The 13,746-nt window shown below is 69.0% G+C and carries 10 protein-coding genes; all 10 read left to right on the top strand.

Annotated elements, in window-relative coordinates:
* Positions 1-2,027 (top strand): penicillin-binding protein 2 (locus tag ABZ004_RS40205; protein ID WP_355687535.1); only part of this gene is annotated, 2,027 nt, incomplete at its 5' end.
* Positions 2,028-2,140: 113 nt separating this feature from the next.
* Positions 2,141-3,625, top strand: a complete 1,485-nt coding sequence (locus ABZ004_RS40200; protein WP_355687536.1) for a UDP-N-acetylmuramoyl-L-alanyl-D-glutamate--2,6-diaminopimelate ligase — start codon at positions 2,141-2,143, stop codon at positions 3,623-3,625.
* On the top strand, positions 3,622-5,010 hold the full coding sequence (murF, locus tag ABZ004_RS40195; protein WP_355687533.1) for a UDP-N-acetylmuramoyl-tripeptide--D-alanyl-D-alanine ligase: 1,389 nt from the start codon (positions 3,622-3,624) through the stop codon (positions 5,008-5,010). Before ABZ004_RS40200 ends, murF begins: the two co-directional genes overlap by 4 nt.
* Entirely contained in the window at positions 5,007-6,083 is a 1,077-nt protein-coding gene (gene mraY / locus ABZ004_RS40190) for a phospho-N-acetylmuramoyl-pentapeptide-transferase (RefSeq protein ID WP_355687532.1), read from the top strand. The genes murF and mraY overlap by 4 nt, the downstream gene beginning before the upstream one ends.
* A complete protein-coding gene (gene murD / locus ABZ004_RS40185; protein WP_355687530.1) occupies positions 6,080-7,519 on the top strand; it encodes a UDP-N-acetylmuramoyl-L-alanine--D-glutamate ligase in 1,440 nt (479 codons plus the stop codon). Before mraY ends, murD begins: the two co-directional genes overlap by 4 nt.
* 15 nt (positions 7,520-7,534) lie before the next feature.
* The gene (gene ftsW, locus ABZ004_RS40180) at positions 7,535-8,824 is read left to right on the top strand and encodes a putative lipid II flippase FtsW (RefSeq protein ID WP_355687528.1); all 1,290 of its coding nucleotides are present in this window, start codon (positions 7,535-7,537) and stop codon (positions 8,822-8,824) included.
* Between the two features lie 5 nt (positions 8,825-8,829).
* On the top strand, positions 8,830-9,918 hold the full coding sequence (gene murG / locus ABZ004_RS40175) for an undecaprenyldiphospho-muramoylpentapeptide beta-N-acetylglucosaminyltransferase (RefSeq protein ID WP_355687526.1): 1,089 nt from the start codon (positions 8,830-8,832) through the stop codon (positions 9,916-9,918).
* Positions 9,915-11,354 (top strand): UDP-N-acetylmuramate--L-alanine ligase, encoded by a 1,440-nt coding sequence (gene murC, locus ABZ004_RS40170; protein WP_355687525.1) that lies wholly within the window; start codon positions 9,915-9,917, stop codon positions 11,352-11,354. Before murG ends, murC begins: the two co-directional genes overlap by 4 nt.
* A 19-nt stretch (positions 11,355-11,373) precedes the next feature.
* Positions 11,374-12,114: an FtsQ-type POTRA domain-containing protein gene (locus ABZ004_RS40165; RefSeq protein WP_355687523.1), complete on the top strand. Its 741-nt coding sequence runs from the start codon at positions 11,374-11,376 to the stop codon at positions 12,112-12,114.
* Between the two features lie 221 nt (positions 12,115-12,335).
* On the top strand, positions 12,336-13,746 hold a 1,411-nt coding region (gene ftsZ / locus ABZ004_RS40160; protein ID WP_355687521.1), incomplete at its 3' end, for a cell division protein FtsZ.

Raw genomic sequence — 13,746 nt, 5'->3', positions numbered from 1 at the left:
GGGCGCAGAGCGCCCGCACGCCCCCTGCTGGTGCGGGCCGTGCCGCAGGCGCCGCGCCTAGGAAGGCGGCTAAGAAGGCTGCGCCGAATCGGCCGCGGAAGGCTGCGGCAGGGCAGCCTGCCGCTCGGCGTACGGGGGCTGATGGGCGGCCGCTCAAGAAGGCCGCTGCCAAGAAAGCCGTTGGTAAGAAGGCTGCTCCGCCTCGGAAGCGGCCGCCGCAGAATCGGCGACCGCCGGTGCGGAAGCCCAAGGTCAAGCGGCCGCCTCGGACGTTGAAGTTGGGGCGGCCGACGTTGCGGTTGCGGATGACGCTCGGGGTGATGGCGTTCGTGCTGTCGCTGTTCGCCGGCCGGCTGATTCTCTTGCAGGGCGTCGATCCGGACTCCTACGCGCTCGCCGCAACGAAGGAGAACACCAAGCCTTTCGTCCTGCACGCCTCGCGGGGCGACATCGTGGACCGCAACGGCGTACCGCTGTCGGTGTCGGACGACGCGGTGGCGATCACCGCCGACCCGTTCCTGACCGCCAAGGTGGCTCCCGAGCTGGCCGCGATCCTGTCGCCGAAGCTGTCCGGCGTCACCTACGACCAGCTCGTCCAGCTGATGACCCGGAAGGGCCGGTTCACCTACCTGGCACACCAGGTCAGCCCGCAGACCTGGAGCTCGATCGCGGCCTCGATCAAGGAGCAGAACAAGGCCCGCAAGCTCGCCAAGCAGCCGTTGCTGACCGGCCTGTACACCGAGTCGGACCCGATCCGCAGCCACCCGAACGGCACCATCGCCGCGAACGTGGTCGGCGTCGTCGGCGCCGAGGGTCAGGGCCTGTCCGGGCTCGAGTACGGCCTGAACGACAAGCTGTCCGGTACCGACGGCAAGGCGATGTACGAGGTCGATGCCAAGGGCAACAAGATCCCGAACGCGGACCACACCGTCGAGGAGCCGAAGGCCGGTACCGGCGTCCAGCTCACCCTGGACGCCGACCTGGAATGGTTCGCGGAGAAGCGGATCGAGCAGGCCGTCAAGCAGTACAAGGCCGAGTCCGGCACCGTGGTGACGGTCGATCTGAAGAACCACGAGATCCTCACGATGGCCAACTACCCGACCTTCGACCCGAACAAGCCGGTCAAGGCGAGCGCGCTGAAGAACCCTGCCCTGGAACAGGTCTACGAGCCGGGCAGTGTGCAGAAGGTGATGACGATGGCCGCGCTGGCCGACGCCGGCCTGATCTCGATGGACACCAAGCTGCAGGTGCCCGGTTCGATCGAGGTCCAGCGCCGCACGATCAAGGACCACTTCGATCACGGCCAGCTGAACCTGACCATCTCCGGCGTGGTGGCCAAGTCGTCGAACGTCGGCACGATCATGGCCTCGCAGCAGATGCCGATCCAGCAGTTCGTGCACTACCTGAAGAACTTCGGGTTCGGCGACCCGACCGGGCTGAACTTCCCGGGCGAGAGCCGCGGCCTGATGCCGCCGGGTGACGAGTGGAGCGAGCTGACCCGGTCGAACGTCGCGTTCGGCCAGGGCCTGTCCGCCAACGCAGTCCAGATGACCGCGGCCGTCGCCGCGGTGGCCAACGGTGGCGTCTACACGCCGCTCAAGCTGGTCAAGAACTACCTGGGCCCGAACGGCGAGATCATCCCCAACCCGACCGGACCGTCGCGCCGGGTGGTGAGCGAGAACGCCGCCCGCGAGGTCGGGCTGATGATGGAGTCCGTCGTCGGCAAGGGCGGGAGCGCGACCCAGGCCCAGATCCCCGGCTACCGCGTCGCCGGCAAGACCGGTACGGCGCAGGAGGTCGACTCCGCCTGCGGTTGCTACCGCAAGTGGGCGACGTCTTTCGTCGGATTCGCTCCCGCCGACAACCCACGCTTCGTCACCTACGTCGTACTGCAGAACCCGACGAACGGGCGAGGCGGCGGTTTCCAGGGAGGCCCGGTGTTCCGCGACGTGATGAGTTACGCCCTGCAGAAGTACGCCGTACCGCCGACCGGCGCCAAGCCGCCCGTCATTCCGCTGACCTGGTGACGCAGGGTCAGGTAGGTGTGACCGGGTCCGGAGCGGTAGCCTCTGGGCCCGTGTCCACCCCTTCCGCCGCAGGCGGCGCCGTTGCCGCGATCAGGCCGCGGCACACAGTCCCGATCAGCCTCGCCGAGCTCGCCAGAACGGCCGGGGCACGCCTCCCTGCGACCGACGTGGAAGTGACCGGTGTCTCCCTGGATTCCCGGTCGATCCTCCCCGGTGATCTGTACGCTGCCCTGCCCGGCGCGGTCACCCACGGCGCGGCCTTCGTCGAGGCAGCACGAGCCGCCGGCGCGGTCGCCGTACTGACTGATCCGACCGGTGCAGAGCGTGCCCTCGCTGCGGGCCTGCCGACCCTCGTGGTCGCGAAGCCGCGCGACGTCCTCGGTGCCGTCGCCGCTCAGATCTACGGCGAGCCCACGAAGGGCCTCCGCCTGCTCGGCGTGACCGGTACGAACGGCAAGACGACCACCAGCTACCTGCTCGACTCCGTACTACGGACCGTCGGCCAGGCGGCCCTGATCGGCACGATCGAGACCCGGATCGGCAGCGGTGACCAGGCGGCCGTGGTGAAGAGCGTCCGCACCACCCCGGAGGCCACCGACCTGCAGGCCCTGTTCGCCGTGATGCGCGAGCAGGCCGTCGCCTGGTGCGCGATGGAGGTGTCGAGCCACGCGCTGGCGATGGGCCGCGTCGACGGAGCCCGGTACGCCGTGGCCGGGTTCACCAACCTGACCCAGGATCACCTGGACTTCCACAAGACGTTCGAGGAGTACTTCGCGGCGAAGGCGTCCCTGTTCACGCCCGAGAAGTGTGATCTCGCCGTCGTCAACATCGACGACGAGTACGGCCGCCGGCTCGCCGCGCAGACCGTGGTCCCGCTGATCACGGTCTCCACGACCGGCCCGGCCGACTGGACGGTCACCGCGAAACATCTGTCCGAGCACGGCACCCAGGTCCTCGACATCCAGGGTCCCGGCGAGACCCTCACGGTCGAGATCAGGCTGCCCGGCGACTTCAACGTCGCCAACGCGCTCCTCGCGGTCGCGATGCTCCGTCAGGTCGACGTACCGGCCGAGGCGATCGCTGCGGGCTTGCAGACGGCCGCCGTACCGGGCCGGATGGAGGCGTTCCACCGCGGCGACGGCCTCACCGTGATCGTCGACTACGCGCACACGCCGGACGCCGTCGCGCTCGCTCTGCAGGCTGCCCGTGGCACGACCAAGGGCCGCCTGTACGCCGTGGTCGGTTGCGGTGGTGACCGGGACGCCGGCAAGCGCCCGGGGATGGGCGCTGCCGCCGCGCGGACCGCCGACGTGGTGATCGTGACCGACGACAACCCGCGCAGCGAGGACCCGGCCGCGATCCGCGCGGCCGCGATCGAGGGCGCACGAGCCGCGGTGCCGGAAGTCGAGTTGCAGGAGGTGGGCGACCGCCGCGCGGCGATCGCCACCGCGATCGGGCTGGCCGGGCCGGGGGACACCGTGGTGGTGCTCGGCAAGGGCCATGAGACAGGTCAGGACGTGGGCGGCGTGATCCACCCGTTCGACGACCGCGAGACCGTGCGCGAGCTGCTCGCGGCGACCCAGGAGAAAGCACTGTGATCCCAGTCAGTTGCGGCCAGATCGCCGAGGCGGTCGGTGCCGAGCTCGTCGGCGTCGATCCGGCCGCGGTCGTCGACGCGGCCGTCGTGATCGACTCGCGCAAGATCGACCCGGGCGGCCTGTTCGTCGCCTTCGCCGGTGCGAAGGCGGACGGGCACGACTACGTCGCCGCGGTCACCGAAGCCGGCGCGACCGCCTCGCTCACCACCCGCCCGATCGAGGGCAGCCCGTGCATCGTCGTCGCGGACGCCCAGAAAGCACTCGGCGAACTCGCCCGGCTGGTGATCTCGAAGCTTCCCGACCTGGTGATCGTCGGCCTGACCGGCTCGCAGGGCAAGACGAGCACCAAGGACCTGATCGCCCAGCTGCTGGCCCCGTACGGCGAGACGGTGGCGCCGGCCGGTTCGCACAACAACGAGCTCGGGCACCCGCTGACCGCGCTGCAGGCCAACGAGCGGACCAGGTTCCTGGTCGCCGAGATGGGCGCGCGGCACATCGGCGACATCACCTACCTGTGCCGGATCACGCCGCCGAAGATCGGCCTGGTGCTGAACGTCGGGCACTCGCACATCGGCGAGTTCGGCAGCCAGGACGCGATCGCACAGGGCAAGGGTGAACTGATCGAGGCGGTCCTCCCGGGCGGCACGGCGATCCTGAACGCCGACGATCCGCGGGTCGCCGCGATGGCCTCGCGGACCAAGGAGGCCGTGGTCACCTTCGGAGAAGATGCGGATGTGCGCGCGACGGACGTGGTCCTGGACGCGGGCGGACGGCCGGGGTTCACCTTGCACATCGGTGGCGAGGAGCACGCCGTACAGCTGCAGGTCGTCGGTGAGCACCAGGTGCCGAACGCGCTGGCCGCGGCTGCCGCCGTACAGGCTGCCGGGTTGACGCCGGAGCAGATCGCCGCCGGGCTGAACGCGGCGACCACGATGTCGAAGTGGCGGATGGAGGTCACCGAGCGCGCCGACGGCGTGACGGTGATCAACGACGCCTACAACGCGAACCCCGAATCGATGCGGGCCGCGCTCAAGGCGCTGGTCGCGATCGGCCGGGCCCGCGGCGCCCGCACCTGGGCGGTACTCGGCCCGATGGGTGAGCTCGGCGAGGACTCGCTGCAGGAGCACGACGGGGTCGGCCGGCTGGCAGTCCGGCTGGACGTGAACCGGCTGGTCGCGGTCGGCGAGCAGGCCCGCCCGATCCACCTCGGGGCGTCCCTGGAAGGATCGTGGGGCAACGAGTCGGCGTACGTCGACAGCCCGGACGAAGCACTGGCGTTGCTTCGCAAGGAACTGCAGCGCGGCGACGTGGTGCTGGTGAAGGCGTCCCGGTTCGTCGGGCTGGACAAGCTGGCGAGCGCCCTGCTCGAGGAGGCTTCGCAGTGATCTCGATCCTGTTCGCGGGTGCCATCTCGATGGCGCTCACGCTGATCGGCACCCGGTGGGCGATCAGCCTGCTGGCCAAGCGCGGCTACGGCCAGGAGATCCGCGACGACGGCCCGACCTCGCACCACACCAAGCGCGGCACGCCGACGATGGGCGGCACCGTGTTCATCGTCGCCACCATCGTCGGGTACTTCGCGGCGAAGCTGCTCACCATGCGGCCGCCGAGCGCGTCGGCGCTGCTGGTGCTGTTCATCTTCGCCGGGATGGGCGCGGTCGGCTTCCTGGACGACTTCATCAAGATCTTCCGGCAGCGCAGCCTCGGCCTGCGCAGCAAGGCGAAACTGGCCGGCCAGACCGCGGTCGCGGTGATCTTCGCCGTGCTGGCGCTGAACTTCCCCGACGAGCGCGGCCAGAACCCGGCCTCGCCGTTCATCTCGTTCATCCGGGACATCAACTGGCTGCACCTGGCGCCGGTCCTGGTGGTGATCTGGATCCTGCTGCTGATCGCCGGCATGTCCAACGGCGTGAACCTCGCCGACGGCCTGGACGGTCTGGCCACCGGCGCCTCGATGATGGTGTTCGGCGCCTACACGCTGATCTGCATCTGGCAGTCGAACCAGAGCTGCGCGACCTCGCCGGGCGCGAAGTGCTACGAGGTCCGCGATCCGCTCGACCTGGCCGTCGTCGCGGCGGCCCTCACCGGCGCGCTGTTCGGCTTCCTGTGGTGGAACGCGTCGCCGGCCAAGATCTTCATGGGGGACACCGGTTCGCTGTCGCTGGGAGGCGCGGTGGCCGGCTTCGGCGTGATGACCCGGACCGAGCTGCTGGTGCTGCTGCTCGGTGGGCTGTTCGTCATCATCACCGCGTCGGTGATCCTGCAGGTCTCCTGGTTCAAGATCACCAAGCGCACGGGCGGGGTGGGTAAGCGGCTGTTCCGGATGGCTCCGCTGCAGCACCACTTCGAGATGCTCGGCTGGGAACAGGTCAACGTGGTGATCCGGTTCTGGATCATCTCCGGCCTGTGCGTCGCCACCGGACTCGGGTTGTTCTATGCAGAGTGGGTTGCAGGATGAGTTTGACGACAAGGACCGATGACGGCTGGGCGACGACGCGTTTCGTCGTACTGGGTTTCGGTACTGCGGGGTACGCCTGCGCCGATTCGCTGCTGCAAGCGGGGGCCGAGCACGTCGTAGTACTGGATGACCGCGACACCGAGGCGTTGCGGGAGAAGGCGCAGATCCTCGAGACGCTGGGCGCCACCATCACCCTCGGCGAGGGCAGCACCGCTGAGCTGCCTGCCGAGGTGGAGATCGTCGTCACCTCGCCGGGGATCCCGCCGCACGCGCCGTTGCTGGCTGCCGCGGCCGCTCGGGACATCCCGATCTGGAGCGAGATCGAGCTGGCCTGGCGTCTGCGCGATCCGGCGACCGCGGCGCCCTGGCTCTGCGTCACGGGGACCAACGGCAAGACCACGACGGTGCAGATGCTGACCTCGATCCTGACCGCGGCCGGCCACCGGGCCGTTGCCGCCGGCAACGTGGGGCTGCCGCTGCTGGAAGCCGTGATGGACCCTGAGCCGTACGACGTGATCGCGGTCGAGCTGTCCAGCTACCAGTTGCACTTCACCTCCTCGATGTCGCCGCACTCGGCCGCCGTCCTGAACATCGCGCCGGACCACATCGACTGGCACGGCTCGATGGAGGCCTACACGGCCGACAAGGGCCGGATCTACGAGAACTGCCAGATCGCCTGCGTCTACAACGTGGCCGACCCGGCGACCGAACAGCTCGTCGTCGACGCCGATGTGGTCGAAGGCTGCCGGGCGATCGGTTTCACCCTCGGTACGCCGGCGATCTCGATGGTCGGCCTGGTCGAGGACCTGATCGTCGATCGTGCCTTCGTGGAGCAGCGGGCCTCGTCGGCGCTGGAGCTGGCGGCCGTCGCCGATGTCACCCCACCCGCTCCGCACAACGTCGCGAACGCGCTCGCCGCTGCCGCGTTGGCCCGCGCGTTCGGCGTACCGGCGACCGCGGTGCGGGACGGACTGCGGAACTTCCGGCTCGACGCGCATCGGATCGCGCAGGTGGCGGATGTTGCCGGGGTCAACTATGTGGACGATTCGAAGGCCACCAACCCGCATGCGGCGCAGGCTTCGCTGCTCGCTTATGAGCATGTCGTGTGGATCGCCGGAGGTCAGGCGAAGGGTGCGACGTTCGACGAACTGGTGACTGCGGCCGCGTCGCGATTGCGCGGTGTCGTGCTGCTCGGCCAGGACAAGGAGGTGATCGCCGAAGCACTTGCCCGACACGCGCCCGATGTCCCGACGATCACTGTCGAGGCAACGGACACTGGAGCCATGGAGACCGTGGTGGGGGAGGCTGCGAAGCTCGCGCAGGTGGGAGACACCGTGCTGCTCGCGCCTGGCTGCGCTTCCTGGGACATGTTCGCCAACTATGGAGCCCGCGGAGACGCCTTCGCCGAAGCCGTACTGCGGCTGGGCGCCAGCTGAGCCGGAGGTGATCGCATGACGACGATCACTGACCGGCCGGACGACAAGGCAGCACCGTCGTCTGCGGCGACCGAGCGGCGCTGGCTCACGGCCGTCAAGGACGTCCTCGACCGGCCGCTCACGTCGTACCACATCCTGCTCGGGGCGACCGGCCTGTTGCTGGTGCTCGGGCTGATGATGGTGGCGTCGGCCTCGAGCGTGCTGTCGCTGAGTACCTACGGGAATCCCTACACGATCACCTACCGGCAGCTGATCTGGGTCGGGGTCGGTCTGCCGATGGCCTACGTCGCGTCCCGGATGACGCCGCGGCACTTCCGGATGCTCTCGTACGTCGCGTTGCTGGGCTCGGTGTTCCTGCTCGTGCTCACCTACGTGCCGGGCCTGGGCAAGAACGTCAACGGCAACACCAACTGGGTCACCTTCGGTGGTCCGCTCCAGCTCCAACCGAGCGAGTTCGCGAAGCTGGCGCTGGTGATGTGGTGTGCGGATCTCTACGCCCGCAAGCAGAAGCTGCTGACCCAGTGGAAGCACCTGCTGGTGCCGATGGTGCCGGTCTGCGGTCTGGTGATCGCACTGATCATCGGCCAGCACGACCTCGGCACTTCGCTGGTGCTGATGGCCGTGATGGTCGGAATGATCTGGGTCGTCGGCGCACCGACCAGGCTGTTCGTCGGGATGCTGGCCGTGGTCGGCACGATCGGTGGCTTCTTCGTCAGCCAGGAGAGCTACCGGATGGCCCGGGTCGCGCAGTTCATGGACCCGTTCGCGGATCCGAGCGGCGTCGGCTGGCAGGCGTACCACGCGTTCTACGCGCTCTCCACCGGTGGCTGGTGGGGCGTCGGGATCGGCAACAGCCGGCAGAAGTGGGGCAACCTGCCCGAGGCGCACACCGACTTCATCTTCGCGGTGATCGGTGAGGAGCTCGGGCTGATCGGGTCACTGACCGTGCTCGCGCTGTTCCTCACCCTGGCGTACGCCGGTGTCCGGATTGCGACCAGAACCACCGAGCCGTTCATCCGGTACGCCGCGGCCGGGATCACGGTCTGGATCATGGCCCAGACGCTGGTCAACCTGGGCGCCGTGATCGGACTGCTACCCATCGTGGGTATCCCGCTCCCGCTTTTGTCGTACGGTGGGTCCGCACTGCTGCCGACGCTGATCGCGATCGGCATGTTGCTGTCCTTCGCGAAGGCCGAGCCCGGCGCGCAGGCCGCCTTGAAGGAACACCGGCGGCCTTTGTTCGGGTGGATGTCGTCGTGGCGTACACCTGGCCCAAGTGGCCGTGAGAACACGCGGGAGCGTTGAAAGCTGTGCCGAGTATCGTCCTGGCCGGTGGTGGTACCGCCGGCCATACTTCCCCCCTGATCGCTACCGCCGACGCCCTGCGCCGGATCGACCCGACCATCGAGATCCTCGCCCTCGGAACCGAGCGGGGGATCGAGGTCCGGGTCATCCCCGACGCCGGCTACCGGCTCGAACTGATTCCGCCCGTCCCGTTGCCGAGAAAGCCCACGCCGGCGCTGTTCGCCGTCCCGGGCAAGATGCTGAGCTCGGTGAACGCCGCCCGCAAGATCCTCGACGAGGCCAAGGCCGACGTCCTGGTCGGCTTCGGCGGCTACGTCTCCACCCCGGCGTACGTCGCGGCCTGGCGCCGCAAGACACCGATCGTCGTGCACGAGGGCAACGCGATGCCGGGGATCGCGAACAAGTTCGCGGCCCGCTACTGCACCGAGACGGTGGCGACCTCGTTCCCCGGTACCGACCTGCCGCACGCGCAGTACGTCGGACTGCCGATCCGGCGGGCGATCTCGACGATGGACCGGGCCGCGCTCCGGGCCGAGGCGCGCGCGTTCTTCGAGCTGGACCCGGACGCTCCGACCGTGTTCGTCACCGGCGGTTCGACCGGGGCGAAGCGGCTGAACGAGGGCTTCGGCGGTGCCGCGGCTGATCTGCAGGCAGCCGGGGTACAGGTGCTGCATGCGATCGGGTCGAAGAACACCCTGGAGATCCCGCCGACCGGTCCGTATCCGTACCGCGTGCTCAACTACATCGACCGGATGGAGCTCGCGTACGCCGCGGCCGACCTGGTGGTCTGCCGCGCGGGGGCGAACACCGTGACCGAGGTCTCCGGTGTCGGACTGCCGGCCATCTACGTTCCGCTGCCGATCGGTAACGGTGAGCAGCGGGTCAACGCGAAGGCGGTCGTGGACGCTGGTGGTGCGTTCCTCGTCGACAACGCCGAGGTCACTCCGGAGTGGGTTCGTGCGACCGTGCCGCAACTTGTGCACGACAAGGCGCGTCTACAGAGCATGTCCACTGCGGCCCAAGGCCTGATTCGTCTCGACGCGGATGACCGGTTGGCGCAGATCATCATCGATGTGGTGAGGTCTTCTTCGTGATCGTCACCGCCCCCGACACCCTGTTGCCCGCTGAGAAGCTGGGCCGGGTGCATTTCGTAGGTATCGGCGGGGCCGGGATGTCCGGCATCGCCCGCATCATGGCTTCCCGTGGCATCGAGGTCTCCGGTTCCGACGCCAAGGACGGCCGGGTGCTGGCCGCGCTGCGGGCCCTCGGCGCTACCTGCTGGGTTGGCCACGCTGCCGAGCACGTCGCCGACGTGGACACCGTGGTGGTCTCTACGGCGATCCGCGAGACCAACCCTGAGGTTGTTGCCGCGCGCGCGGCCGGGATCCCGATCCTGCCGCGCGCGGCCGCGCTCGCCGCGGTGATGGTCGGCCGACGGACGATCGCGGTGGCCGGGACGCACGGCAAGACCACGACGACGTCGATGCTGACGGTCGCCTTGCAGCACTGCGCCGCCGACCCGTCGTACGCGATCGGTGGCAACCTGAACGAGTCCGGGTCGAACGCGCACGACGGCAACGGTGAGCTCTTCGTCGCCGAGGCCGACGAGTCCGACAAGTCTTTCCTGACCTACAGCCCCGAGGTCTCGATCGTCACCTCGGTCGAGCCGGACCACCTGGACAACTACGGCGACGAGGCCAGCTACCGGCTCGCGTTCGAGCAGTTCTGCGATCGTGTGCTGCCCGGTGGCTTCATGGTGATCTGCGTCGACGACGCCGGGGCCCGCCGGCTGGCGGAGTTCGCCCGCGCCCGCGGCATCGACGTACGCACGTACGGCGAGTCGGAGGATGCGGAGACTCGGGTCACTGAGCTCGCCGCCGATGGTGCGACGCAGTCCTACGTGCCGGTGTATCACGGCCGCAAGTTGCCGGTCGTGCATCTGCAGCAGGCGGGCAAGCACAATGCGCTGAACAGCGCGGCTGCTTTGACTGTCGGTCTGGGACTTGGCTTCTCCGCGGCGGATCTGGCCGAGGGGCTCGCATCCTTCACCGGGACCGGCCGCCGGTTCGAGTTCAAGGGCCAGGAGGACGGCGTCCGCGTCTTCGACTCCTACGCCCACCACCCGACCGAGCTGACCGTGGACCTGATCGCGGCCCGGCAGGTGGCGGGGGAGGGGCGCGTGATCGCCTGCTTCCAGCCACACCTGTTCAGCCGGACCAGGATCTTCGCTGCGGACTTCTCCGAGGCGCTGGGACTGGCCGACGAGGTCGTGGTGATGGACATCTTCGCGGCGCGCGAGGACCCCGAGCCCGGGATCACCGGTGCGCTGATCGCGAATCACGTGCCGCTGAAGCCGGACCAGGTCCGGTTCGAGCCGTCCTGGTCCGCCGTACCGCGGGTCGTGGCGGACCTCGCCGTACCGGGTGACCTGGTGGTCACCATGGGCGCCGGCGACGTGTCGTTGATCGGGCCCGAGGTGGTCGGGCTGCTGGCCGAACGGGCGGCGCTGAACGCCGCGACGATCGAGTGATCGCGGCGGTGTCGAAGGGATGAGTCAAAGCACTGACCTTGCCCGGGCACAACAGCGCTTCGCGCGCCGGCAACGGTTGGTGCGGTGGAAGGGCTGGCTGCCCTGGGCGATCGGCGGGTGCGTCCTGCTGCTCGCCGGGCTGACGGTCTGGATCTTCTACTTCTCGTCGCTGCTGGCGGTGACCGGCGTCCGGGTGACCGGGACCGATACGGTGCCGGAGGCAACGATCGTCCAGGTGGCCGAGGCACCGATCGGTACGCCGCTGGCGAAGGTGGACCTGAGTGCGATCGCGGACCGGGTCCGGACCGTGCCCGCGGTCGCCGACGCGCAGGTGACCAGGGCCTGGCCGAACCGGCTGGAGATCGTGATCACCGAGCGGGTGCCGGTGGTGGTGGTCACCGACGGGCAGAAGTTCGAGCTGGTCGACGCGACCGGGGTGTCCTTCAAGAGTGTGCCGGACCGGCCGGACGGGTTGCCCGAAGCGCTCGTGGTCGGTGCCCGGCGGGACGTCACGATCCGTTCGGTGGTGACGGTTTCGGCCGCACTGCCGGTCGCGCTGCGGTCCCAGGTGCAGTCGATCTCGGCCGGATCGCCGGACTCGATCACCCTCAACCTCGGCTCCGGGGTGAAGGTGGTCTGGGGAAGTTCCGATGACTCCGCGCGCAAAGCCGAAGTACTCAGCGTGCTGATGAAGCGGCAGGCGAGGGTGTACGACGTGTCGGCGCCCGATCTCCCTGTCACCAAAGGGGAAAAGAAGTAACGCGTCACATCCTGGGACGCGGCGGCGAGGCGCGTGGACTTTGCCGGATAGGCTCCGTAGCGTCGGGCGTAATCTAAAGTTGACATAACTCTAACCATCCACTTGAGGTCCAGAGTTTGGGGCAAAGTGGAGACCGGTGCACAGGGTGTGTCCGGGGGCAAGGCGCAGCTCGGACGGCCAACCGGCCATAACGGGAACAGAACGAGGCGAGAGGCGCGGACGTGGCGGCACCGCAGAACTACCTGGCACTCATCAAGGTCGTCGGCATCGGCGGAGGCGGCGTCAATGCCGTGAACCGGATGATCGAGCACGGTCTGAAGGGCGTTGAGTTCATCGCCATCAACACCGACGCGCAGGCGCTGTTGATGAGTGACGCGGACGTCAAGCTCGACATCGGCCGGGAGGAGACCCGGGGCCTCGGCGCCGGCGCGAACCCGGCGATCGGACAGAAGGCCGCCGAGGACCACGCGGAGGAGATCGAGGAGGCGCTCAAGGGTGCCGACATGGTCTTCGTCACCGCGGGTGAGGGCGGCGGCACCGGCACCGGCGGCGCACCGGTGGTGTCGCGGATCGCACGCTCCCTCGGGGCGCTGACGATCGGTGTGGTGACGCGGCCGTTCTCCTTCGAGGGCAAGCGGCGCGCGACCCAGGCGGAGGACGGCATCGCCGCGCTCCGTGAAGAGGTCGACACCCTGATAGTCATTCCGAATGACCGCCTGCTGACCATCTCCGATCGCGCCGTCTCCGTGCTGGACGCCTTCAAGCAGGCCGACCAGGTGCTGCTGCAGGGTGTCTCGGGCATCACCGACCTGATCACCACCCCGGGCCTGATCAACGTGGACTTCGCCGACGTGAAGGCGGTCATGTCGAACGCCGGCTCGGCCCTGATGGGTATCGGCTCGTCCCGCGGCGAGGACCGCGCGGTGGCGGCGGCCGAGGCGGCCATCTCGTCTCCGTTGCTGGAGGCAAGCATCGAGGGCGCGCACGGCGTCCTGCTGTCGATCGCCGGCGGCTCGGACCTCGGCCTGTTCGAGATCAACGAGGCCGCCCAGCTGGTCTCGGAGTCGGCGCACACCGACGCGAACATCATCTTCGGCGCGGTCATCGACGACGCCCTCGGCGACGAGGTGCGGGTCACCGTGATCGCGGCCGGCTTCGACGGTGGGATGCCGAAGCGTCGCGAGCAGGCGATGAACCAGGCCCGCCCGCTGAACCGGCTCCCCGCAGCCGGCGGCGACGTCGCCACCCAGGGCACGCCACGTTCCAGCCAGGAGCAGGCCGCCGCCCAGGCCCAGAACCAAGCGCCGGTACCGCAGCAGACTCCTCCGCAGCAAGCGCAGCCGCAGAATCAAGCGCCGTACAGTGCACCGATGTCGAACCCGGGGCAGCCTCCTCAGCAGGGTGCCGGTCAGCCTGCTCAGCAGGGTGCCGGCCAGGCCGAGGCGGGTCAGCCGGCCCAGCAGGGCGCTGGGCAGCAGGGTGGATTCACCCAGGTTCCGGCGGGGACGCCGACGGACGACACCGTGCCGGTGCCGAACACGGACCAGGGCCGGCCCGGATCGGGGACCACCCACTCGGCCCGCCCGCAGGCAGGGGAGCCGGTGCGCACCGCGCACCAGCCGTCGGCCAACC

The sequence above is a fragment of the Kribbella sp. NPDC006257 genome, from assembly GCF_040613535.1.
Lineage (GTDB): Bacteria > Actinomycetota > Actinomycetes > Propionibacteriales > Kribbellaceae > Kribbella.
This window is presented reverse-complemented; position numbering and strand designations above follow the sequence as displayed.